Source organism: Bacillus sp. JJ864 (assembly GCF_036963045.1).
GTDB lineage: Bacteria > Bacillota > Bacilli > Bacillales > Bacillaceae_G > Bacillus_A > Bacillus_A pseudomycoides_C.
In genome coordinates, this window is sequence record NZ_JBALLY010000040.1 from 13,609 (window position 1) to 38,983 (window position 25,375).

The following is a 25,375-nucleotide window of genomic DNA, read 5'->3' on the forward strand; positions in this document are numbered from 1 at the left end:
CAACTCCTATAAAGTGAAACTTCCATCAGAGAGTTTTTCGCATCTCCACTGATAGTTAGTTGAACTAATCGGGCACATGCTAGCAGTTATCCTCTACCGATCTTCTTTGACTTCTCAAATTTTTGAAGCGGGAGTCCTACTGCCTATTCATAGCGGGATAAAATAAACCATCCATTAATTAAGTCCTTATCCTCTACCGATATTTAATTGAGTCAACTACACTTATTCCTCGCTTACAAAGTCTAATCGTTCTATTAAGCGCAGGATAAAAGCTTTGATTTCTATGGTTCGTTACAAAAGGCTTATAAAAAGTACTTTGTTTCAAATACTTATTTTACCTGTACTTTCGATCGTAACGAAAAGCCTAAATCAATTATACCTAAGATTGTCATAAGAGGAAACAAAACTGGCACAAACAACCCTACAACAAAGGTTAAGATTAGAACAACTTTAGTATATCCTTTTGCATTTGTAAAAAAAGCAAGGAATGAAAACCCTTGAAACAACAGTAAAAAAGTAAAAATTGTTGATAAATTTAAGAACACCATTTCTACATATGACCCTGCTTCTATTTTTGCAAAAGAAGCAAGCAAAATAATCACGACATACAACCACACAATGCTCTTAGGAATTTGTATATCACGAAATTTCGGCCAAGATACCGCCGTGTACTTTAATCGTTTTAAAACACGATTAGCAATTAAAATAGTAATCCAAGAAGAGAATAGCGAAGCCATAGCAAGTACAGTTGGTAAAAGAATCCCAATTGTATTAACCGCTTTTTTCAATTCAGCTAGCTGCCCTTCATTTACAGATGCACCCGCCATCTTCATAAATTTCTCGCTTTGTTCCATTGATTGTTTGAACATATCTTGCATCTGTTTCACAATGTCTATATTAAAAAACTGCACGCTAACAATATACAGCAATACAAAACTCACAAGATATACAAGTGTCCCTACCAATAAAATTTCAATAACACTTTTTTTCTTTTTATACATGTGTCCTAATATAATTCCTGTTATTCCGAACATAAGTGTATTCGCAATACTAAGAGGCGAACTCACAATAAGTGTTACAAGAATTGCCGTTCCTAATAACATACAAGCACTACTTAACTGGTATCTGATTGAAAAAATAAGAAATGGTAACGGCAGTGCAAATATAACTATAGCACCTAAAACAGGCATATACAGAGAAGCTAAAAGCAAGACAGCATATAAAGCAAGTAATACTGCTCCTTCTGTAATGAGTCGTGTGCGTTTCATTCTTCACACCCTCTTTCTATAAAGTAAAACTTCTATCATGGTTAACAAAAAGAAGAGAATAGCAAAATGCACAGTAGAGTAATACTCTACTGTGCATTTCATACGTTATTATTCACCAACATATGGTAAAAGTGCCATTTGACGAGCACGTTTAATTGCAACTGTTAGTTTGCGTTGGTATTTTGCGCTAGTACCTGTTACACGACGTGGTAAAATTTTACCACGCTCAGAAACAAAGCGTTTTAATAAATCAACATCTTTATAGTCGATGCGAGTGATACCGTTAGATGTAAAGAAACACACTTTACGGCGTTTCGCACGTCCACCTTTGCGTCCTCCTGCCATGTTCATTTCCCTCCATTTCGTGTTAAAATGTTCCGTCTATACCATTAGAAAGGTAAGTCATCGTCTGAAATATCAATCGGTTGACCTACATTTGCAAATGGATCGTCATTTTTAGTAAATCCAGCATTATTGCCATTGTTACCAGATTGACCAAACGGATTTTGAGAGCCTTGGTTTCCGAATCCTGCTCCCGATGGTTGCTGATTGAATGAACCGCGTTGCTCACCACCGCTATTACGCGGTTCTAAAAATTGTACGTTCTCCGCTAGAACTTCTGTTACATATACACGCTTACCATCTTGTCCATCGTAATTACGAGTTTGAAGACGTCCATCTACGCCTGCTAAGCTACCTTTTTTCAAGAAGTTTGCTACGTTCTCTGCTTGTTTACGCCATATTACACAGTTAATAAAGTCAGCTTCACGCTCACCTTGCTGATTCGTAAATGCGCGATTCACAGCTAACGTGAAAGTAGCTACTGCAACACCATTGGGCGTGTAACGTAAGTCAGGGTCCTTAGTTAAACGACCAACGAGTATAACACGATTCATCAATCGAACCACTCTCCCTATATATCTTAATGATTATTCTTCGTTTTTAACAACGATGTGACGAATGATATCTTCGCTGATCTTAGCTAAACGATCGAATTCTGTAACCGCTTCTGGGTTAGAATTTACGTTTAAGATCATGTAGAAACCGTCACGTAAGTCGTTGATTTCGTAAGCTAAACGACGCTTACCCCAATCTTTTGTGTTAATGATTTCTGCACCATTGTCAGTTAAAACGCCTGCAAAACGTTCAACTAAAGCTTTTTGAGCTTCTTCTTCCATGTTTGGACGAATGATGTACATGATTTCGTACTTTTTCATTACACTTTCACCTCCTTTTGGTCTAAACGGCCCACACGGGGCAAGGAGCAATTAATTTATAGTAATTACTCACGAGTTTAGATTATATCATAGTAAGTTAGAGTAAGCAACTCAAGAAAGCATAAAAAAACTTGGCAAATCCAATGAATTTGCCAAGTTAAATACTTTATTTTTTTCCTAGGAAATAAAAAATTATACATTAAAGCGGAAGTGCACAACATCTCCGTCTTTCATAATGTACTCTTTTCCTTCTAAACGTACTTTTCCAGCTTCTTTAGCAGCTGTCATAGAGCCATTTCCTACTAAATCATCATAAGATACTGTTTCTGCACGAATAAATCCACGTTCAAAATCCGTATGAATGATTCCAGCACATTGTGGTGCTTTCATTCCCGTTTTAAATGTCCAAGCACGTACTTCTTGTACACCCGCTGTGAAATAAGTAGCTAACCCTAATAAATCATAAGCTGCGCGAATTAATTGATCGAGACCAGATTCTTCAATGCCTAGTTCTTCCAGGAAGACTCTCTTTTCTTCTTCATCTAACTCAGCAATTTCTGATTCGATTTTTGCGCAAACAACAATTACTTGAGAGTTTTCTTTTGCAGCAAATTCTTTTACAATTTGTACATATTCGTTTCCAGATGGATCCATTACATCATCTTCAGAAACGTTTGCTACATATAGCATTTCTTTTATTGTTAATAAGTGAAGACCTTTTACTACTCTCATTTGCTCTTCAGTAAATTCAACTGTACGAGCTGGTTGTCCTTCTTCAAATGCTTCTTTTAAGCGAACTAAAATTTCATGTTCAAATACAGCATCTTTATCTTTTTGTTTCGCCAATTTTGTAACGCGTTCAAGACGCTTATCAACAGATTCTAAATCCGCTAAAATAAGCTCTAAATTAATTGTTTCAATATCTGCAATTGGATCTACTTTTCCTGCTACGTGCGTAATATTCTCGTCTTCAAAACAACGAACTACTTGGCAAATTGCATCTACTTGACGAATATGAGATAAGAATTTATTTCCTAATCCTTCTCCTTTACTCGCACCTTTTACAATACCTGCGATATCTGTAAATTCAAAGACAGTTGGCACAGTTTTCTTCGGTTCTACAAGCTCAGTTAATTTATTTAAACGATGATCTGGAACTTCTACGATCCCAACGTTTGGATCTATTGTACAGAATGGGTAGTTCGCAGATTCTGCTCCTGCTTGTGTAATTGCATTAAATAATGTTGACTTACCTACGTTCGGTAATCCAACGATACCAGCCGTTAATCCCATATAATCCACTCCTATGACTCAATCTCCCATCATTATAGATAGTAACGAATAAAATGACAAGCTTCATCCAAATTTATCAAATGAAACGAATAATCTTTTACAGACCATTTCTCTGCTTCTATCTTCTGCGGATTTCTTACAACTTTGAAGCAGGAATCTTCCTGCCCATTAATCGCTAAATAAAAAAACAGCAGCAACAATGCCGCTGTTTCCTATTTCATCTATTCTTCATGTTTTACAAGTACTTTTTTCACCTTATGATCAAATTCTTTTCGAGGAATTAATACTGAATGGTTACACCCCTCACACTTAATACGGATATCCATTCCCATACGGATAATCTTCCAACGATTTTCGCCACATGGATGAGCTTTCTTCATTTCCACTATGTCATGCAAGTTATATTGTTTTTGCTCCATTCTTTAAACTCCTCTCACTGCTAATTTACTTTTTCATTCATCAGCTCTTCACGGTTGTATAGGACCATACGCGGATATGGAATTTCAATCCCGTGTAAATCTAGACGATTTTTAATTTCTTTACGCAGCGCTCTCGCCACTGCAAAATGTTGCATCGGTTCTACTTCAGCTGTAACCCTCAACACAACCTCTGATGCCGCTAAACTCTGTACACCTAATAATTGCGGGCGAGCAATCATTTGCTCATACCTTGTTGGTAATTCATCTAATAACTTTTCAAGAACTTGTTCTGCATGTTCAATATCGCTTTCATATGAAATTGATACATCTACAAAGGCAACGCTATTACTAACAGAGAAATTTGTTACTTCCTTAATACTTCCATTTGGAATAATGTGAATTTCTCCTGTCCATTTCTTCATTTTTGTTGTGCGTAAGCCAATTTCTTCGATAACTCCTTCAAATTGACCTAAGCGTACATAGTCTCCTACTGAAAATTGATCCTCTAATAAAATAAAGAATCCAGTGATAACGTCCTTGACTAAGTTTTGTGCACCAAAACCAACCGCCAAACCAACAACCCCTGCACCAGCTAGTAATCCTTTTGTATCAATTCCAAATACCCCTAAAATCGCAATTACTACAATGAAAAAGATAACATATGTTAAAATATTTTCTAACAATTTTGCTACTGTCATCGTTCGTCTTTCAGAAATTTGAATTGGTGATTTGGCCTTCATTTTGAAAGCATTACGGATAATCACTCTGCCGATTCGAATAACTACACTCGAAATAAACAAAATAAGTATGATTTTCAGTAAACCAAGACCGATACTCTCCCATAATCCTGCATTTAATAGCCCATTTGTAAAGTCTGTATATAAGTCGTGAAGTCCTTTCATCGCGACCTACCTTTCTATCTCATATTCATTATTTATTGTAACAGAATTTCTCCTATATTTTACGAAAAAAGTTCTTTCATACACTTTTATTTTCGCATTCCATGAGGTATAAAATGACACATTTTTTTATATACTAGTACTAGTATTCTACAGACTACATGGTACACTTCATTCTTTTTATACTTTATAAATCCATATACAAGAGTGCCCTCCTCTTCTGCTCATATCATATCTTTTATAACACTCTTATCTCATAAGAAAGTGACATCTACGCAGCAGGAATACCCGAAATTACCTAACATCAAATGAAGTTTCCCCTAAACTAAAAGCAAAATAGTTCTTACCTTAAGAGAAATATGCAATATGTAAAAATCAAGTTTATAACTAAATTCTATTAAAGGATGGATGCTTCGTGAATATCGGAAGTTTTCGTTTACCTTTTTTTGAAAAAGATTCACAGCAGATTATGTATCATAATGTAAATTGCAATCAAACAATTAGTAGCTTTCTACTTTCTCATCTCCCACTCGAACAAAACTCTCCACTTATTATACTGTGTATTGGAACAGATCGCTCAACTGGTGATGCATTAGGACCTCTTGTTGGTTCAAAACTACAAGATCATAACATTCAAAATTTTCATTTATACGGAACACTAGAATCACCCGTCCACGCTTTAAACTTGGAAGAAACAATTACAGAAATACACAAATCATTTATGAATCCCTTTATTATTGCAATTGATGCTTGTCTAGGAAAATCACAAAATATTGGTTCAATTACAGTTGGAAAAGGTCCTAGTAAACCTGGAGCAGCTATGAATAAAAATCTTCCCGCGATTGGTGATATGCATATTCATGGTATTGTAAATTTAAATGGATTTATGGAGTTTTTTGTACTACAAAATACAAGACTAAATCTTGTTATGAAAATGGCTACTGGTATTGCAGAAAGTATCATTGAAACTGATAAAAAAATTGCTGTAATGAAAAAAATAAACCATCTATAACTGAAGATGGTTTATTTTTTATCATTCTCCCGCTAAAAGCTCTAAAATGCGTTGCAAATCATCTTTATTGAAAAATTGAATTTCAATTTTTCCTTTTTCTTGTTTTGTTTCTTTAATTTTCACAGATGTTCCAAATCGTTCTCGTAACACCGTTTCTTGTTCCTCAAAAAAGATATTTTTTTGTGGTTTTTGTTTCTTTGTTTCACGTGAAACATTTTCATTCATCTGTTGAATAATGTGTTCCAACTGACGGACATTTAATCCTTCTTCTTTAATTCGTTGTAATAAATTATTAATTTTTGTTTTATCTTTTAATGCAAGTAGTGTTCGTCCATGTCCCATAGAAATACTTCCATTTGCAATCATGTCTTGTATGAAAGGTGGTAGAGAAAGTAAACGAATGTGATTTGCAATATGCGGTCTGCTTTTTCCAAGCCGCTTTGCTAGCTGTTCTTGCGTTACCTTAAGCTCTTCCATGAGCATTTGATAAGCTAACGCTTCTTCAATAGGCGTTAAATCTTCACGTTGCAAATTCTCTAGTAGCGCAAACTCCATCATTTGTTGATCATTTAACTCCCGAACAACGGCAGGAACTGTTTTAAGTTTTGCTTCTTTTGCAGCACGAAATCTCCGTTCTCCTGCAACGATTTCATATCCTTTAATACTTTTCCGAACAATAAGAGGTTGTAAAATCCCATGTTCTTTAATAGATAACGCTAATTCTTGAATTGCTTCATTATGAAAATATTTACGCGGCTGATATGGGTTAGGACGTAATTGATTTACTTGCAATTCTTGAATTGTTTCTCCCTCTTTCACATCTAAATCTGGAAAAAACGCATTAATTCCTCTTCCTAGTCCTTTAGCCACCTGCAATCACTTCCTTCGCTAAATCTAAATACACTTCTGCCCCCCTTGACTTAGCATCATACATCATAATTGGTTTTCCATGACTCGGTGCTTCACTTAAACGTACATTACGCGGAATAATGGATCTATATACTTTATCTCGGAAGTATTTCTTCACTTCATCAATTACTTGTAACCCTAAATTTGTACGAGCGTCCAGCATTGTTAGTAAAACACCTTGAATTGCTAAGTTTTTATTTAAATGCTTTTGCACAAGGCGAACTGTATTTAATAATTGACTTAACCCCTCTAGGGCATAATACTCACATTGAACAGGAATAATAACAGAATCTGCAGCAGTTAATGCATTAATAGTTAATAAACCTAAAGATGGGGGACAATCAATAATAATATAATCATATTCATCACGAATTGGTTGCAGCGCACGCTGCAGGCGAACTTCCCGGGAAATTGTCGGTACAAGTTCTATCTCGGCTCCTGCTAATTGAATGGTAGCAGGGAGTACATCTAAATTTTCAGTTGCAGTTCGCTGTATAACAACACGAACATCCATGTCTTCTACAAGCACATTATAAATACATTCATTTAAATCTGACTTTTCAATTCCGACTCCTGTCGTTGCATTTCCTTGTGCATCAATATCAACAAGAAGTACTTTTTTTCCTACTTGTGCCAATCCAGCTCCTAAATTTACCGATGTTGTTGTCTTTCCAACCCCACCTTTTTGATTAGCAATGGCAATGATTTTCCCCATGATGTCACCTACTTTCAACCTTTATATCTTATTCTACAAATGATTATTTTCATTTTAACATGAAACAATTACGCTTCATTTGCTTCTGTATATTAAACTTCAAAATTTATTTACAAACTCCTTCTTAATTTTAAAAGAAAATATAGTACTTATAAAGTGAAACTTCCATCAGCGGGATGCTTTATTCCCCGTTGATGGTTAGTTGAACCCATCGCAGTTATACCTCATCTTACTTCTTTGCGTTCCTTAAAATCTCAAGGTGAGGGATATTACTGCCCCTTAGTAGCGGGGTAAAGTGAAACTTCCATCAGTAAGGTCTTACTATATAAATCCATTTTGATTTTTCAACATATAGATTGCTGCTATGCAGAAAAAAAGGAGCTTCCGCTCGCTTCTCCCATTGTTTGAACTTCGCATGTGGAAGGAAAAGGTCCTGACCGCTTCTATGCATGGCCAGATGCTCTCGTCCATCTAAGAAGAGGGAGTTTTTGTAATTTTTAAATTTGGATTTATATAGTTTTTAATGCCGAACAAAACAAAAAGACCCCTACCGACGGTGGTTGAGGTCTTTCTATTTTCTTACTTCTTTTTGGGAATTTTAATTGTAATTTGATAGTATTCATCAAATTCTTCTTCTTCTGAATTCACATTTAAGCCACTATTCGCGACCATTTGTAAAGATTGACGAATGGTATTCATTGCAATACGCATATCACGGCTTACCGCTTTTTGTTTTGCTTTTCGTTTCGGTTTCGTTTCTTCTAACAATTTAGCAATTCTATCTTCTGTTTGCTTTACATTCAATTGTTTTTCAATGATTTCTTGTAAAACCTTTAATTGAATCTCTTCATTTTTAAGTGGAATAAGAGCACGAGCATGACGTTCTGTAATACTCTTCTCTAATAGTGCTTGTTTAATCTCTTCAGGTAACTTTAATAGTCTCAACTTGTTCGCAATTGTAGATTGCCCTTTACCTAGTCGCTGCGCTAATGCTTCTTGTGTTAAATTATGTAATTCAATTAACTTTTGATAAGCAACAGCTTCTTCAATTGCCGTAAGTTCTTCTCGTTGCAAGTTTTCAATTAAAGCAACAGAAGCAGTCTCAGTATCGTTCAAATTTTTTATAATAGCCGGAACAGTTTCCCAACCTAATTTTGTAGCGGCTCGAAAACGTCTTTCACCAGCGATAATCTCATATTTATTCTCTTCATACTGTCGGACAACAATTGGTTGAATTAATCCATGTGTATGAATTGTAAGAGCAAGCTCTTCAATACGAGCATCATCAAAAATTGACCGTGGCTGATAACGATTTGGAACAATATTTGCTAACGAAATTTGTTTGATTTCTTCATGACTTTCTTCTTGTAGTGCTAATTCAGCCTCTTTATCTCCAAAGCCAAATAAACGAGAAAATGTGTTTTTCATACATATTCCACCACCTTGAATCCTATTGAATACTCTATACAAAAATGTTCCATGTGAAACATTTACGTTTTTATCCCGCTATTCGTGGGCAGTAATATCCCCATCTCAACATTTTTCCATACATAAAGCAGGCAGGTAGAGATAAACTGTCCGCAAAAGCCCAATTTGTTGAACTAGCGATTAGCGAGATGTGCAGCCTCCCTACTAATCAAAGTTTCACCTTATTTCTTCCGCTCTAACGGGCAGTAAGCCCACGCCTCAACATTGTAAGAAATCTAAAAAGATAGGTGGTGGATAACTGCCTGTAAAGCTCGATTCGTTCAACTAACCATCAGTGCTAATAAACTAGCTTACTGATATATAACTTAATCTTACGTCTAATAAGATTTATTTTTCAATAGGTAATTTATTCGGTGTTCCTGGCTTACGCGGATATTTCTTTGGCGTTTTTCTCTTTTTCTCAATCAATAAAATATTACGTTCGCTTTCCTCGAATGGCAATTGGAACGTAGACATTCCTTTTAATTCACCACCAAGCACTTGCAGAGCATACTTACCATTTTCAATCTCTTCGCTTGCGGCTGCACCTTTCATTGCAATAAATGTTCCCCCTATTTTCACAAGCGGTAAACACAATTCACTTAAGACAGAAAGGCGAGCAACAGCGCGTGCCATTACAATATCAAAAGATTCACGTACTCCTTCTTTTTGTCCAAATGTTTCAGCACGATCATGACAAAATGCTACGTCTTGTAATTCCAATTTTGTTGCTAAATGATTTAAAAACGTAATACGTTTTTGCAAAGAATCGACAATTGTAATTTTTAAATTTGGAAAACATATTTTTAATGGAATGCTAGGGAACCCCGCTCCTGCACCAACATCACAAATAGAAAATGGCTTTGAAAAATCATGATAAAAAGCAGCTGTAATAGAATCAAAAAAGTGTTTTAAATACACGTCTTCTTTCTCTGTAATTGCAGTTAAGTTCATTTTTTCATTCCATTCAACTAATGTCTCAAAATAGATTTCAAATTGTTCTAACTGCCTAGTAGAAAGAGTAATCCCTCTTTCTACTAGCATAGATTGAAATTGTTCTATATTCATCTCGCTATATCTCCTAACTATTTATTGGTTCGATACTCGTGCAATTTTTCCTTGTTCTATATACACAAGTAAAATGGAAATATCAGCTGGATTTACCCCAGAAATACGAGATGCTTGCCCCATAGATAGCGGACGGACATCTTTTAATTTTTGACGTGCTTCAGAAGCTATTCCAGAAATTGCATCGTAATCAATATCAACCGGAATCTTTTTACTTTCCATACGCTTCATACGTTCTACTTGTTGTAAAGATTTTTCAATATATCCTTCATATTTAAGCTGAATCTCAACTTGCTCTGCTACTTCATCACTAACTTCTACTTCACTTGGAGCAAGAATATGAATATGCTCATATGTCATTTCTGGACGGCGTAATAAGTCACTAGCACGTATACCATCCTTTAGTTCACTTCCGCCAGCCCCGCGAATGAGCTCTTGTACTTCAGGACGCGGTTTAATAATAATACTTGCTAAACGTTCTTTTTCTTTTTCAATTTTCTCTTTCTTTGCTGTAAAACGTTCATAACGTTCTTCTGGAATTAACCCAATTTCATGCCCAACCTCTGTTAAACGTAGGTCCGCATTGTCATGGCGTAATAATAATCGGTATTCTGCACGGGATGTTAACAAGCGATATGGTTCATTTGTACCTTTTGTGACTAAATCATCGATTAAAACGCCAATGTACGCATCTGAACGATTTAAAATCACTTCTTTTTTACCTAATGAACGGCACGCAGCGTTAATGCCGGCCATTAAACCTTGCCCTGCCGCTTCTTCATAGCCAGATGTTCCATTAATTTGACCCGCTGTATATAAATTTTGTATTTCCTTTGTTTCAAGTGTTGGCCACAACTGCGTTGGTACAATTGCGTCATATTCAATTGCATATCCTGTGCGCATCATTTCTACGTTCTCTAGGCCAGGAATAGTCTTTAACATCTCACGTTGTACATCTTCTGGTAAACTTGTTGATAAACCTTGTACGTATACTTCTTGTGTATTACGACCTTCTGGCTCTAAGAAAATTTGATGACGCGGCTTATCATGGAAACGAACAACCTTATCTTCAATGGAAGGACAATATCGTGGGCCTGTTCCTTTAATCATGCCAGAATACATAGCGGAACGATGTAAGTTTCCATCGATTAAACGATGCGTTTCTTCACTTGTATATGTTAACCAGCACGGAATTTGATCCATAATGAACTTCGTTGTTTCAAAAGAGAATGCACGTGGTGTATCATCACCTGGTTGAATTTCTGTTTTGCTATAATCAATTGTACTACTATCTACACGCGGAGGCGTACCTGTTTTAAAACGAACTAGTTCAAACCCAAGCTCTTCTAAATGCTCTGATAATTTCACAGATGGTTGTTGGTTGTTTGGACCGCTTGAATATTTTAAATTCCCAACGATAATTTCACCGCGTAAAAACGTACCTGTTGTAATAACAATTGTTTTCGCTGTATATTCTGCTCCAGTTTGTGTAACAACACCTTTACATACACCATCTTCTACAACTAAGCGTTCAACCATTGCTTGACGTAATGTTAAATTTGGTGTTTCTTCGATTGTTTTTTTCAATTCATGCTGATACGCAAATTTATCTGCTTGGGCGCGAAGTGCACGTACTGCTGGGCCTTTCCCTGTGTTTAACATACGCATTTGAATATGTGTTTTATCAATATTTCTTCCCATTTCACCGCCGAGCGCATCAATTTCACGAACAACAATTCCCTTTGCAGGTCCACCAACTGAAGGGTTACACGGCATAAACGCAACCATATCTAAGTTAATTGTTAACATTAATGTTTTTGCTCCCATGCGAGCTGCTGACAAACCGGCTTCACATCCTGCATGGCCTGCACCAATTACAATAACATCATAAGAACCAGCGTTATATCCCATTTTCCATTCCTCCTTACAATTACTTTCCTAAACAAAATTGAGAGAATAACTGATCAATTAAACTTTCGTGTACAGTGTCTCCCGTAATTTCACCGAGTATTTCCCACGTTCTTGTTAAATCAATCTGTACCATATCAATTGGCACGCCACTATGAATAGCCGCGATTGCATCACCTATCGTCTTTTCTGCTTGTGTTAATAAACCAATGTGACGAGCATTCGATACATATGTCATATCAGCTGCTTCAATTGTTCCTTCGAAGAAGAGATCAGCAATTGCCTGTTCTAGCTCATCTACACCTTTCTCTTCAAGTAAAGCCGTTGTAATAACACGAGATGAACCAGCTAATTTCGCAACATACTCCATATCAATCTGCTGCGGTAAATCTGTTTTATTTACAATGACGATAAAGTCTTTCCCCTGCACCGCTCGAAATAACTCTTCATCTTCATTTGTTAACGCCTCGCTATAATTTACAACAAGAAGCACTAAATCAGCTTTATTCATCATCTCTTTTGAACGTTCGACACCAATTTGTTCTACAATATCCTCTGTCTCACGAATACCAGCTGTATCAATAAGTTTCAGAGGTACACCGCGTACGTTCACATATTCTTCAATAACATCTCGGGTTGTTCCTGCTATATCTGTCACAATTGCTTTCTTTTCTTGTACAAGGCTATTTAATAGCGATGACTTTCCAACATTCGGCCTTCCGATAATAGCCGTTGCAATTCCTTCACGCAAAATTTTCCCTTGCTTTGAAGTTTGTAACAACTTTTCAATTGCTGATTTGACATAGGTTGCCTTCTCAATTAAAACACCATGCGTCATTTCTTCTACATCATCGTATTCCGGATAATCAATGTTCACTTCTACATGAGCTAACGTTTCTAAAATTTCTTGTCGCAAACGACCAATTAATTTTGATAATCGACCTTCCATTTGATTAATCGCAACGTTCATTGCACGATCTGTTTTAGCGCGAATTAAATCCATAACCGCTTCTGCTTGCGATAAGTCAATACGCCCATTTAAAAAAGCACGCTTTGTAAATTCCCCAGGCTCTGCTAAGCGAACACCTTGTGATAAAATAAGCTGTAATACTTTGTTCACAGAAACAAGGCCACCATGACAATTTACCTCAACAATATCTTCACGCGTAAATGTCTTTGGTGCCCGCATAATTGAAACCATAACTTCTTCAATAACTTTATTTATATCTAAATCCACAATATGCCCATACTGAATTGTATGAGATGGAACTGTCGTTAAATCTTTTCCTTTAAAAATACGGTTTACCTTCTCTACCGCATCATCTCCACTTACTCGAACAATGGCAATTGCACCTTCCCCAAGAGCTGTAGAAATCGCAGCAATTGTATCAAATTCCATGTTCTTTCACCTCACTTGCTTATTTCTCTATATTTCAACACGGTTTTTTCTTTCACTAAATTATTAGGATACCATAACGAAACTGCGTAAAAAAGAATAATAACTTATTTTATTATGTCCTCACCTAAATCACGCTAAACTTATCCACTGTGCATAAGTTTAGTGCAATTCATTTATCCACAGATCATTCTCTGTCTTTACATTTTATCCAGTAAAAAACCGGCACTCAAACGAGTTACCGGTTTATCCCGCTCTAAAAGATAGTAAAACTCCTACTTCAATCTTTTAAGAAATGTAAAGCAGATAGGTTACCTATAAGAGCTTAGTTTGTTCAACTAGCCAGCCATCTAGAATCAATTCCTTAGGATGGAAGTTTCATTTTATTTTGGAGATACAACAACATGTCGATGTGGTTCTTTACCTTCAGACGTCGTAATCACATATGGATGATTCAAAAGTGCCTGATGTATAATTTTTCTTTCAAAAGAAGGCATCGGTTCTAACACAACTCTTTTTTTCGTATTGCTAACTTGCTTCGCTAACCGAAGTGCAAGCGATTCTAACGTATTTTTTCGTTTATCACGATAGTTTTCAGCATCGATTGTTACACCGATATATTGTTTCGTGCTACGATTTGCAACAAGTTTTGTTGCATATTGTAAAGAATTTAATATATTCCCTCTTTTTCCAATTAATACACCAACATCACTACCAGAAAGTGTAAAGTGGATATCACGCCCTTTTACATCTGTTTCAACAGTTACATCAATATCCATTTCTTTTATAATACTTTTCAAATAAAGTTCTGCTTCTTCTACAGGGTCTTTTATTACAATGACCTCTACAATAGCAGGTCGTCCTCCAATAAAACCAAGAAAAGCTTTTTTCCCTTCATCAATAACATGTATCTCAACTCTATCTCTTGATACTTGCAATTGTTCTAACGCGAATTGCACTGCCAGTTCGACTGTTTGTCCTTTAGCAGTAATCATACTCACTTACTTGATCCTCCTGCCTTACTAGCCTTAAGATCCGGCCCTTTGATCAAATATGTTTGAGCAATACCAAAAATGTTACCCACTACCCAGTAAAGAGATAATGCAGCTGGGAAATTAATTGCGAAAACTAAAATCATGATAGGCATAAGCCAAAGCATCATTGCCATTTGTGGATTTTGCCCCGCAGTACCAGCCATTGCAAGCTTTTGTTGAATAAACGTTGTAATCGCTGCAACAATTGGAAGAATATAATATGGATCAGCATGACCTAAATCAAACCATAAGAAACTATGTTGTTTAATTTCTGCCGTCCTGATAATTGCATGATAAAATGCAAATAAAATTGGCATTTGAATAAATATTGGTAAACAACCTGCTAATGGATTGATACCATGCTTTTGATACAATTGCATCATTTCTTGTTGCAATTTTTGTTGAGTTGCTTGGTCTTTAGAGCTATGTTTTTCTTTTAATTTTGCCATTTCAGGTTGTATTACTTGCATTGCTTTCGTACTCTTCGTTTGCTTAATCATTAATGGTAATAAAGCAAAACGAATGATAAGAGTCGTAACAACAATCGCTAAACCATAGTTATTGCCAAATAATTTTGCACAATACGTGATTAACTGAGAAAGTGGGTATACAAAGTATTCATTCCAAATTCCCGTACTTTGCGGTGTAATCGGCTGATTGGTTTGATTACAGCCAGCAGCAATTGCCATAACAGCAATAAGCATGACTAGTAAGCCTATCTTTTTTTTCACAGCCTGCTCCTCCTTGTTTCGTTATGTATATAGTGTAATTCATTTTCCTCTTTTTTCGCCATTTTTTGCCCGTTTAACTCCCGAGCGTTGCAGAGCATGAATTAAGCTTTTCTTTAATTGTTCATAGTCCATGTCTGAACAAGGCTTCCTTGCTATTATAACAAAATCTTTCCCAGAATCTATCTCATCTTTTAATTCTGTAAAAGCTTGACGGATCATACGTTTAATACGATTACGCATGACTGCATTTCCTAATTTTTTACTAACGGAAAGACCAATTCGAAAATACGGTTGATCAGGCTTCTCTAACTGATAGATAACAAATTGACGATTGGCATTTGATTTTCCATTTTGAAAAACAGCTTGAAATTCCTCATTCTTCTTTACACGATTCTTTTTCTTCATATCAATTGAACACTCCTGTATTTCGCCAGTGGAAAATTCATAATTACTAGAAAAAAAGACCACTGAACGATCAGTGGCCTACGCAGATAATACTTTTCTACCTTTACGACGACGAGCTGCTAGAACTTTACGTCCGTTCGCTGTGCTCATACGGCTACGGAAACCATGTACTTTGCTGCGCTTACGTTTATTTGGTTGATAAGTTCTTTTCATTATATGACACCTCCCTAAGGAATAACTGTTAAAGACAGTCCTATAAATTATAGTTAATTTGTTAGGAGAATGTCAATGCTTCTAAAAATTTTAATAAAATATTCATTTTTTACCTATTCACAAGGTTGTTCACAGCACACTCTATTTGTTGTGGATAACTTTTTTCGCCACTTTTTTCTATACACAAATATTTTTTTCTTTTTTACACAGTATATCGTACTGTGGACAAGTTTATTCCACAAGGTATTGATTTTGTGGATAACTTTCCGAAATACATTGCTATCGCTATCTTTTTTTGATATTATAGTTGTGTTTTCACCTTGAACAAGTTTTTCACAATTGTTATTTATCCACAATTTGTGCATAACTTGTGGACATGTATACTCACATGTGTATAAAAAGTTTTCCACAACGTGTTTTTTTGTCGAAAACTCTATTTTGTATTTCAAGCACTTTTTTCTTTTAAAAAGTACTTCGTATAAATATACAGCGATTTTCACTTGCGTTATACAAATATTAAACATCCTGTTTACTCATCATCTTTTGTAAAGGAGGGACACCTTTGGAAAATATTTCGGATTTATGGAATAGCACCTTAAAAGAATTAGAAAAAAAGGTAAGTAAGCCTAGTTATGAAACATGGCTTAAGTCTACAAAAGCGTATTCTTTAAAAAAGGACGTTTTAACAATTACTGCGCCAAATGAATTTGCACGCGATTGGTTGGAATCCCATTATTCTGATCTTATTTCAGAAACAATTATTCATTTAATGGGAGCAGAACTTACAATTCGCTTTATCATTCCACAAAGTCAAACAGAAGAGGAATTTGACTATCCTCCTGTTCAAAAGAATAAAACAATGCATGATGAACCTAATCATTTCCCAAAAAGTATGCTTAATCCTAAATATATATTTGATACTTTTGTAATCGGTTCTGGCAATCGTTTTGCCCATGCTGCTTCTTTAGCTGTAGCGGAAGCACCCGCTAAAGCATACAATCCCTTATTTATTTACGGGGGAGTCGGACTCGGAAAGACGCATTTAATGCATGCGATTGGTCATTATGTCATCGAACATAATCCAAACGCAAAAGTCGTTTATCTATCATCTGAAAAATTCACAAATGAGTTTATTAATTCTATTCGTGATAATAAAGCAGTTGATTTTCGCAATAAATATCGAAACGTCGATGTTCTGCTTATAGATGATATTCAATTTCTTGCTGGAAAAGAACAGACACAAGAGGAGTTTTTCCATACGTTTAATGCATTGCACGAAGAAAGTAAGCAAATTGTAATTTCAAGTGATCGTCCACCTAAAGAAATTCCAACATTAGAAGATCGCTTACGCTCGCGTTTTGAATGGGGACTCATTACAGATATTACTCCTCCAGATTTAGAAACAAGGATTGCAATTTTACGTAAGAAAGCAAAAGCTGAGGGGCTTGATATCCCGAATGAAGTTATGCTTTATATTGCCAATCAAATTGACTCTAACATTCGTGAATTAGAAGGTGCCCTAATTCGTGTTGTAGCGTACTCTTCTTTAATTAATAAGGATATGAATGCGGATTTAGCTGCTGAGGCACTAAAACATATTATTCCAAATTCAAAACCAAAAATTATTTCAATTTATGACATTCAGAAGGCTGTAGGAGATATTTTTCAAGTAAAATTAGAAGACTTTAAAGCAAAAAAGCGCACAAAATCTGTCGCTTTCCCTCGTCAAATTGCAATGTATCTGTCTCGTGAATTAACTGATTCCTCTTTACCAAAAATCGGTGAAGAGTTCGGAGGACGTGATCACACTACAGTCATTCATGCCCATGAAAAAATTTCAAAGTTGTTAAAAACAGATACTCAATTACAAAGACAAATTGAAGAAATTCGCGATATTTTAAAGTAATAATTAAATAATGTGAACAACGTGAATAACTATTCTTGTTTTACACACAGTCTATCCACATGTAGATAGACTGTTTTTCCTTCTTTTTAATAAGTTATCCACATATCCACAAGCCCTATTACTATTACTACTAATTTTTTATTATTATTAAATAAACTCAATTTTATACTTACCGGAGGTTTTCGATATGCATTTTTCAATTCAAAAAGACCACCTTGTCAGAAGTGTACAAGATGTAATGAAAGCTATTTCCTCTCGTACAACAATTCCAATTCTTACAGGGATTAAAATTGTAGCAAATGAAGAAGGTGTTACATTAACAGGTAGTGATGCAAATATATCCATTGAATCTTTTATCCCAGTCGAAGAAGATGGGAAAGAAATTGCAGAAATAAAACAAACTGGAAGCATTGTTTTACAAGCAAAATATTTCAGCGAAATTGTAAAAAAATTACCGAAAGATACAGTTGAAATTTCTGTAGAAAGTCATTTTATGACAAAAATAAAATCAGGAAAATCTGAGTTTAATCTAAATGGTTTAGATTCAGCTGAATATCCATTATTACCACAGATTGAAGAACATCATGTGTTTCAAATCCCAACAGATCTTTTAAAGCATATGATTCGTCAAACTGTATTTGCTGTATCTACATCAGAAACACGTCCGATCTTGACAGGTGTAAACTGGAAGGTATATAACAGCGAGTTGACTTGTATTGCAACAGATAGTCATCGCTTAGCACTTCGGAAAGCGAAAATTGCAGGACGAACTATTGCAAATGAATTTCAAGCTAATGTTGTTATTCCAGGAAAAAGTTTAAATGAGTTAAGTAAAATTCTTGATGAATCAGAAGAAATGGTAGATATTGTTATAACGGAGTATCAAGTTTTATTCCGCACAAAGCATTTATTATTTTTCTCTAGACTATTAGAAGGGAACTATCCTGATACAACAAGACTAATTCCGCCTGATAGTAAAACAGATATTTTTGTAAATACAAAAGAATTTTTACAAGCAATTGATCGAGCATCATTATTAGCGAGAGATGGACGTAATAATGTTGTGAAATTATCAACTTTAGAAAATCAAATGTTGGAAATTTCATCGAATTCTCCAGAAATCGGAAAAGTAGTAGAAGAAGTTCAATGTGAGCAATTTGCTGGGGAAGAGTTGAAAATTTCGTTTAGTGCAAAATATATGATGGATGCATTAAAAGCGTTGGATAGTACAGAAATCAAAGTTAGTTTTACTGGCGCGATGAGACCATTTTTAATCCGTACTGTGAACGATGAATCCATTATTCAATTAATTTTACCAGTACGTACGTACTAAAATTATGATAAGGGTTACTAGTGCAAATCTACTGGTAACCCTTTTGATTTCTCGCTATTACTTTCCTAATGCTTGTTTATTTAGTACAATGAAAGAATGAACACTTTTAGAAAGTGAGCGATTTATGATGAAACGTATTCAAATTTCGACAGAATATATTACATTAGGACAATTTTTAAAACTGGCTGACGTGATTGATACAGGCGGAGCGGTAAAGTGGTTTTTACAAGAGTATGAAGTGTATGTAAATAAAGAGCTTGAAAATAGACGAGGCCGAAAATTATATACAAATGATATTGTTGAAATTCCGGAGATCGGAACATTTCAAGTTCAAGGATAAAGGGGGATCCCTTTGTATATTAAAGAATTACATTTACAAAACTATCGCAATTACGAGCAGTTAGATCTCTCCTTCGAAGATAAAGTAAACGTAATTATTGGTGAAAATGCGCAAGGAAAAACCAATTTGATGGAAGCAATCTATGTATTAGCGATGGCGAAATCTCATCGAACTTCTAATGATCGTGAACTTATCCGATGGGATGAGGATTATGGTAAAATAAAAGGGAAACTACAAAAAAGAAATAACTCTTTGTCTTTAGAACTAAATGTTTCTAAAAAAGGGAAAAAGGCAAAGTTGAATCAACTTGAGCAACAAAAATTAAGTCAATATATTGGTGTGATGAATGTTGTTATGTTTGCACCAGAAGATTTAAACCTTGTCAAAGGAAGTCCTCAAGTACGAAGACGTTTTTTAGACATGGAGCTTGGACAAATAGCTCCTGTGTATTTGTATGAATTAAGTCAATATCAAAAAGTCCTTACACAGCGTAATCATTTGCTTAAAAAAATGCAAGGAAGCAGTAAGAGTGATGAAGCTATGCTAGATGTGTTTACACTTCAACTCGTTGAACATGGTGTAAAAGTGTTAAAAAAACGTTTTGAATTTTTGCGTCTATTGCAAGAATGGGCAGCTCCAATTCATCGAGGCATTAGCAGAGGACTTGAGGAACTAGAAATAGTTTATAAACCAAGCATAGATGTATCAGAATCCATGGATTTGTCGAAAATAAAAGAAGTATACTATGAAAGTTTCCAATCTGTGAAACAACGCGAACTCTTCCGTGGTACAACCCTAATTGGGCCTCATCGCGACGATTTACAATTCTTCGTTAATGGGAAAAACGTTCAAGTTTTTGGTTCGCAAGGACAACAACGAACGACCGCACTTTCCCTAAAGTTAGCTGAGATCGAATTGATTTATTCAGAAGTTAACGAATATCCAATCCTTTTATTAGATGATGTGTTATCGGAACTAGATGATTATAGGCAATCACATCTGCTTAATACGATTCAAGGAAAAGTGCAAACGTTTGTGACAACGACAAGTGTTGATGGAATTGAGCATGATACATTAAAACAAGCAAAAACAATTCATGTAACGAACGGCACGGTGGATTGTGGAGAAGAAGACAAATAGCTTCTGTCTAAATGGAAAAGTGGGTGATCTTTGTGTCAATGGAACAAAAACAAATGCAAGAGAATGCATATGATGAAAGTCAGATACAGGTGTTGGAAGGACTAGAAGCAGTTCGAAAACGTCCAGGGATGTATATTGGTTCAACGAGCGGAAAAGGTCTTCATCATCTTGTATGGGAAATTGTTGATAATAGTATTGACGAGGCATTAGCAGGATATTGTGATGAGATTAATCTAGCTATTGAAGAAGACAATAGTATTACAGTAACAGATAATGGCCGTGGTATTCCGGTTGGTACGCATGAGAAAATGGGGCGTCCAGCTGTAGAAGTTATTATGACAGTCCTTCATGCGGGTGGTAAATTTGGTGGCGGTGGTTATAAAGTTTCTGGCGGTTTGCATGGTGTAGGTGCTTCTGTCGTGAATGCATTATCAACAGAGTTAGAAGTATTCGTTCATCGTGATGGACAAATTCATTATCAAAAGTATGAACGTGGTATTCCAGTTGCAGATTTAAAAGCAATTGGAGATACAGATCACACAGGAACAGTAACGCGCTTCAAGCCAGATACAGAAATTTTTACCGAAACTACGGAATATGAATTTGATACATTAGCAACTCGTTTACGAGAACTAGCGTTTTTAAATCGTAATATTAAACTAACAATTGAAGATAAACGTGAACATAAACAAAAGAAAGAATTCCATTATGAAGGCGGAATTCAGTCTTATGTTGAGCATTTAAATCGCTCTAAAGAACCAATACATGAAGAACCAGTATATGTAGAAGGTTCAAAAGATGGAATTCAAATTGAGGTTGCTCTTCAATATAACGAAGGATATACAACGAACATTTATTCATTTACAAATAATATCCATACGTATGAAGGTGGTACGCATGAGGTAGGATTTAAAACAGCATTAACACGCGTAATTAATGATTATGGTCGAAAAAATAATATTTTAAAAGATGCTGATAGTAATTTAACAGGTGAAGATGTTCGTGAAGGTTTAACGGCTATTGTATCCATTAAACACCCAAATCCACAGTTTGAAGGGCAAACGAAAACAAAGCTTGGAAATAGCGAAGCGAGAACAATTACAGAATCAGTTTTCTCTGAAGCGCTTGAAAAGTTTTTACTTGAAAATCCAAATGTTGCTCGAAAAATTGTGGATAAGGGAACGATGGCAGCGCGTGCACGTGTAGCGGCGAAAAAGGCTCGTGAATTAACACGTAGAAAAAGTGCGCTAGAAGTATCAAGCTTACCGGGAAAACTTGCAGATTGCTCTTCTAAAGATCCTTCTATTAGTGAAATTTATATTGTAGAGGGTGATTCGGCAGGCGGTTCTGCAAAGCAAGGACGTGATCGTCACTTCCAAGCGATTTTACCGCTTAAAGGGAAAATTATTAATGTAGAAAAAGCGCGTTTAGATAAAATTTTATCAAACGACGAGGTACGAACAATTATTACTGCACTTGGTACGGGTATTGGTGGAGATTTCGATATTGAAAAGGCGCGTTATCACAAAGTTATTATTATGACGGATGCTGATGTCGACGGCGCTCATATTCGTACACTATTATTAACGTTCTTCTACCGTTATATGCGTCAAATTATTGAGCACGGTTATATATATATTGCACAGCCGCCATTATATAAAGTGCAACAAGGTAAGCGAGTTGAGTATGCTTACAACGATAGAGAACTTGAAAATATATTAGTGGAGATTCCGAAACAACCAAAACCGGGTATTCAACGCTATAAAGGTCTTGGAGAAATGAATCCAACGCAGCTATGGGAAACAACAATGGATCCAGAAGTACGTGCACTTCTTCAAGTTTCACTTCAAGATGCAATTGAAGCAGATGAAACATTTGAAATTTTAATGGGTGATAAAGTTGAACCACGTCGTAACTTTATCCAAGAAAATGCAAAATATGTGAAAAACCTTGATATTTAATGACTGATGACAGGAATCGGAGTATTCCTGTCTTCTACGTATAAATGAACATGATATATCGATCGGAAATGTAATGAGGAGGTGCTGGTTGATGTCAGACAACCAACAACAAGGCCGAATTCGAGAAATTAATATTAGCCAGGAAATGCGTACCTCGTTTTTAGATTATGCGATGAGCGTTATCGTATCTCGTGCACTGCCAGATGTTCGTGATGGATTAAAACCTGTTCACCGCAGAATTTTATATGCGATGAACGATTTAGGAATTACTGCTGATAAAGCGTATAAGAAGTCTGCGCGTATTGTTGGTGAAGTAATTGGTAAGTATCATCCACACGGTGATTCAGCGGTATATGAAACAATGGTGCGAATGGCCCAAGACTTTAGTCAACGTTATATGCTAGTAAATGGACATGGTAACTTCGGTTCTGTCGATGGTGATTCGGCGGCTGCGATGCGTTATACAGAGGCAAAAATGTCCAAGATTTCTATGGAACTATTGCGTGATATCACCAAAAATACAATTGATTATCAAGATAACTATGATGGTTCAGAAAGAGAACCAATTGTATTACCTGCGCGCTTTCCTAATTTATTAGTAAATGGTGCAACTGGTATTGCCGTTGGGATGGCAACGAATATTCCTCCGCATCAGCTTGGTGAAGTAATTGATGGGGTATTAGCGTTAAGTCACAATCCAGAGATTACAATCGCAGAATTAATGGAGTATATTCCTGGACCAGATTTCCCAACAGCTGGTCAAATTCTTGGACGGAGTGGAATTCGAAGAGCGTATGAAACAGGGCGTGGTACAGTAATTCTTCGTGCAAGAGTAGAAATCGAAGAGAAGGCAAATGGGAAACAATCTATTATTGTAACTGAACTACCATATCAAGTGAATAAAGCAAGGTTGATTGAAAAGATTGCGGAGCTTGTTCGAGACAAAAAGATTGATGGTATTACAGATTTACGTGATGAATCAGATCGAAATGGTATGCGTATCGTCATGGAATTACGACGAGATGTAAATGCAAATGTGTTATTGAATAACTTATATAAACATACAGCACTTCAGACAAGCTTTGGTATTAATATGCTATCGCTCGTAAATGGAGAACCAAAAGTATTAAATTTAAAAGAATGTCTATATCATTACCTGGAGCATCAAAAGGTTGTTATCCGTAGACGTACTGCATATGAATTAGAGAAAGCAGAAGCTCGTGCTCATATTTTAGAAGGTTTACGCATCGCGTTAGATCATCTTGATGAAGTAATTACCCTAATTCGTAATTCGAAGACAGCAGACATTGCAAAGCAAGGATTAATGGAACGTTTTGGTTTAAGTGAAAAGCAAGCACAAGCAATTTTAGATATGCGTTTGCAACGTTTAACAGGGTTAGAGCGTGAAAAAATCGAACAAGAATATCAAGAACTACTTGCATTGATTGCGGAGTTAAAAGCAATTCTCGCAGATGAAGAGAAAGTTCTTGAAATTATTCGTGAAGAATTAACAGAAGTTAAAGATCGCTTTAATGATACACGAAGATCAGAAATTACAATTGGCGGTATGGAAGCAATCGAGGATGAAGATTTAATTCCAGAGCAAAACATTGTAATCACACTTACTCATAATGGGTATGTGAAACGATTACCAGCTTCTACGTACAAAACGCAAAATCGTGGCGGACGTGGAGTTCAAGGTATGGGGACGAACAATGATGATTTTGTAGAACATTTGTTAACAACATCTACACATGATCATATTCTATTCTTCACAAATAAAGGGAAAGTATACCGGACAAAGGGCTATGAAATCCCAGAGTATAGCCGTACAGCTAAAGGGATACCGATTATCAACTTATTAGAAGTAGATAAAGATGAATGGGTAAATGCGATTATTCCAATCCGAGAGTTTAGTGATGACCATTACTTATTCTTTACGACGAAACAGGGTATTGCAAAAAGAACACCACTTTCATCGTTTGCTAACATACGTAATAATGGTTTAATTGCAATATCACTTCGTGAAGATGATGAAGTTATTTCTGTTCGATTAACAACGGGCGAAAAAGATATGATTGTGGGAACAAGTAACGGTATGTTAATTCGCTTCCACGAACAAGATGTTCGCTCGATGGGACGTAATGCAGCGGGTGTGAAAGCTATTACGCTGGGTGAGGAAGATCAAGTGGTTGGCATGGAAATCGTTGAAGAAGAAATGGATGTCTTAATTGTAACGAAGAATGGTTATGGTAAGCGGACGCCGGTTGAAGAATATCGTCTCCAAAGCCGTGGAGGTAAAGGTCTTAAAACATGTAATATTACAGATAAGAATGGCAAACTAATTGCTGTTAAGTCTGTAAATGGTGAAGAAGATATTATGCTGATTACAGCAGCAGGTGTTTTAATTCGTATGCCAGTTGATCAAATCTCTCAAATGGGACGTAATACGCAAGGTGTTCGTTTAATTCGTTTAGAAGGCGAGCAAGAAGTAGCGACAGTAGCAAAAACACAAAAAGAAGATGAAGAAGACGTACAAGAAGATCAAGAAAGCTCAGAAGAATAAGGGAAATCCCCTTATTCTTTTTTTTATAAAAAGTGCTTGCATAGGAGGGGGAGAGTCTATATAATAGGCAGAGTCAGCAATTCATTGAAACAAAATGTTGCAACAAGTTGTTGACGAACATGAAATATTATGTTATATTATAAAAGTCGCTGAAACGCGATATTGAACTTTGAAA

The 25,375-nt window shown here is 35.9% G+C and carries 24 protein-coding genes; 7 read left to right on the forward strand and 17 right to left on the reverse strand.

The genetic code is table 11. The features are described 5' to 3' along the window. Positions 1-329: 329 nt before the first annotated feature. The 7 genes from V7024_RS07530 to V7024_RS07560 all read right to left on the reverse strand — a co-directional run bounded on the left by V7024_RS07530 (position 330) and on the right by V7024_RS07560 (position 5,099). Entirely contained in the window at positions 330-1,268 is a 939-nt protein-coding gene (locus V7024_RS07530) for a YybS family protein (RefSeq protein ID WP_335517801.1), read from the reverse strand. Between the two features lie 108 nt (positions 1,269-1,376). Continuing rightward, entirely contained in the window at positions 1,377-1,613 is a 237-nt protein-coding gene (rpsR, locus tag V7024_RS07535; protein ID WP_020059677.1) for a 30S ribosomal protein S18, read from the reverse strand. A gap of 44 nt (positions 1,614-1,657) precedes the next feature. After that, complete coding sequence (gene ssb / locus V7024_RS07540; protein WP_098914409.1) at positions 1,658-2,167, reverse strand: single-stranded DNA-binding protein; 510 nt, start codon at positions 2,165-2,167, stop codon at positions 1,658-1,660. Positions 2,168-2,197: 30 nt separating this feature from the next. Then, entirely contained in the window at positions 2,198-2,485 is a 288-nt protein-coding gene (gene rpsF / locus V7024_RS07545; RefSeq protein ID WP_335517803.1) for a 30S ribosomal protein S6, read from the reverse strand. A gap of 192 nt (positions 2,486-2,677) precedes the next feature. Beyond that, entirely contained in the window at positions 2,678-3,778 is a 1,101-nt protein-coding gene (ychF, locus tag V7024_RS07550) for a redox-regulated ATPase YchF (RefSeq protein WP_335517806.1), read from the reverse strand. 221 nt (positions 3,779-3,999) lie between these two features. Further along, positions 4,000-4,197: a DUF951 domain-containing protein gene (locus V7024_RS07555; RefSeq protein ID WP_335517809.1), complete on the reverse strand. Its 198-nt coding sequence runs from the start codon at positions 4,195-4,197 to the stop codon at positions 4,000-4,002. A 20-nt stretch (positions 4,198-4,217) separates the two neighbouring features. Next, positions 4,218-5,099 carry a mechanosensitive ion channel family protein gene (locus tag V7024_RS07560; RefSeq protein ID WP_335517812.1) on the reverse strand — a complete coding sequence of 294 codons (882 nt, stop codon included), beginning with the start codon at positions 5,097-5,099 and terminating at the stop codon, positions 4,218-4,220. A 412-nt stretch (positions 5,100-5,511) separates the two neighbouring features. Here V7024_RS07560 and yyaC point away from each other — a divergent pair, with 412 nt between their 5' ends. Next, positions 5,512-6,108, forward strand: a complete 597-nt coding sequence (gene yyaC / locus V7024_RS07565) for a spore protease YyaC (RefSeq protein ID WP_335517815.1) — start codon at positions 5,512-5,514, stop codon at positions 6,106-6,108. A 21-nt stretch (positions 6,109-6,129) separates the two neighbouring features. Here the strand turns inward: yyaC and V7024_RS07570 are convergent, their stop codons facing one another. The 10 genes from V7024_RS07570 to rpmH form a co-directional block, all read right to left on the reverse strand. Continuing rightward, the gene (locus tag V7024_RS07570) at positions 6,130-6,978 is read right to left on the reverse strand and encodes a ParB/RepB/Spo0J family partition protein (RefSeq protein ID WP_335517817.1); all 849 of its coding nucleotides are present in this window, start codon (positions 6,976-6,978) and stop codon (positions 6,130-6,132) included. Then, on the reverse strand, positions 6,971-7,732 hold the full coding sequence (soj, locus tag V7024_RS07575) for a sporulation initiation inhibitor protein Soj (RefSeq protein ID WP_098914397.1): 762 nt from the start codon (positions 7,730-7,732) through the stop codon (positions 6,971-6,973). Before soj ends, V7024_RS07570 begins: the two co-directional genes overlap by 8 nt. 579 nt (positions 7,733-8,311) lie before the next feature. After that, positions 8,312-9,160, reverse strand: a complete 849-nt coding sequence (gene noc, locus V7024_RS07580) for a nucleoid occlusion protein (protein WP_335517821.1) — start codon at positions 9,158-9,160, stop codon at positions 8,312-8,314. Positions 9,161-9,547: 387 nt separating this feature from the next. Continuing rightward, positions 9,548-10,267, reverse strand: coding sequence for a 16S rRNA (guanine(527)-N(7))-methyltransferase RsmG (gene rsmG / locus V7024_RS07585; protein WP_335517824.1), 720 nt, complete (start codon positions 10,265-10,267; stop codon positions 9,548-9,550). Positions 10,268-10,288: 21 nt separating this feature from the next. After that, complete coding sequence (gene mnmG / locus V7024_RS07590) at positions 10,289-12,178, reverse strand: tRNA uridine-5-carboxymethylaminomethyl(34) synthesis enzyme MnmG (RefSeq protein WP_335517827.1); 1,890 nt, start codon at positions 12,176-12,178, stop codon at positions 10,289-10,291. A gap of 19 nt (positions 12,179-12,197) precedes the next feature. Beyond that, positions 12,198-13,574, reverse strand: a complete 1,377-nt coding sequence (gene mnmE / locus V7024_RS07595; protein WP_335517831.1) for a tRNA uridine-5-carboxymethylaminomethyl(34) synthesis GTPase MnmE — start codon at positions 13,572-13,574, stop codon at positions 12,198-12,200. 380 nt (positions 13,575-13,954) lie between these two features. Further along, positions 13,955-14,572, reverse strand: a complete 618-nt coding sequence (gene jag / locus V7024_RS07600) for an RNA-binding cell elongation regulator Jag/EloR (RefSeq protein WP_335517833.1) — start codon at positions 14,570-14,572, stop codon at positions 13,955-13,957. After that, on the reverse strand, positions 14,569-15,336 hold the full coding sequence (gene spoIIIJ / locus V7024_RS07605; RefSeq protein WP_335517835.1) for a YidC family membrane integrase SpoIIIJ: 768 nt from the start codon (positions 15,334-15,336) through the stop codon (positions 14,569-14,571). The genes jag and spoIIIJ overlap by 4 nt, the downstream gene beginning before the upstream one ends. Before the next feature lie 39 nt (positions 15,337-15,375). After that, on the reverse strand, positions 15,376-15,741 hold the full coding sequence (gene rnpA / locus V7024_RS07610; RefSeq protein WP_098914385.1) for a ribonuclease P protein component: 366 nt from the start codon (positions 15,739-15,741) through the stop codon (positions 15,376-15,378). Positions 15,742-15,819: 78 nt separating this feature from the next. Next, on the reverse strand, positions 15,820-15,954 hold the full coding sequence (gene rpmH / locus V7024_RS07615) for a 50S ribosomal protein L34 (protein WP_000831901.1): 135 nt from the start codon (positions 15,952-15,954) through the stop codon (positions 15,820-15,822). A gap of 562 nt (positions 15,955-16,516) precedes the next feature. On the opposite strand from rpmH, the gene dnaA reads away from it, so the two are divergent. From dnaA to gyrA, 6 genes are all read left to right on the forward strand, one after another. After that, positions 16,517-17,860: a chromosomal replication initiator protein DnaA gene (gene dnaA / locus V7024_RS07620; protein WP_335517838.1), complete on the forward strand. Its 1,344-nt coding sequence runs from the start codon at positions 16,517-16,519 to the stop codon at positions 17,858-17,860. Between the two features lie 187 nt (positions 17,861-18,047). After that, on the forward strand, positions 18,048-19,193 hold the full coding sequence (gene dnaN / locus V7024_RS07625) for a DNA polymerase III subunit beta (protein WP_335517841.1): 1,146 nt from the start codon (positions 18,048-18,050) through the stop codon (positions 19,191-19,193). Between the two features lie 127 nt (positions 19,194-19,320). Beyond that, a complete protein-coding gene (gene yaaA / locus V7024_RS07630; RefSeq protein ID WP_035433842.1) occupies positions 19,321-19,533 on the forward strand; it encodes a S4 domain-containing protein YaaA in 213 nt (70 codons plus the stop codon). A 12-nt stretch (positions 19,534-19,545) separates the two neighbouring features. Next, positions 19,546-20,673 (forward strand): DNA replication/repair protein RecF, encoded by a 1,128-nt coding sequence (recF, locus tag V7024_RS07635; protein WP_335517844.1) that lies wholly within the window; start codon positions 19,546-19,548, stop codon positions 20,671-20,673. A 38-nt stretch (positions 20,674-20,711) separates the two neighbouring features. Continuing rightward, entirely contained in the window at positions 20,712-22,634 is a 1,923-nt protein-coding gene (gene gyrB / locus V7024_RS07640) for a DNA topoisomerase (ATP-hydrolyzing) subunit B (protein ID WP_335517847.1), read from the forward strand. A gap of 91 nt (positions 22,635-22,725) precedes the next feature. After that, positions 22,726-25,200 (forward strand): DNA gyrase subunit A, encoded by a 2,475-nt coding sequence (gene gyrA / locus V7024_RS07645; RefSeq protein ID WP_335517849.1) that lies wholly within the window; start codon positions 22,726-22,728, stop codon positions 25,198-25,200. Positions 25,201-25,375: the final 175 nt, after the last annotated feature.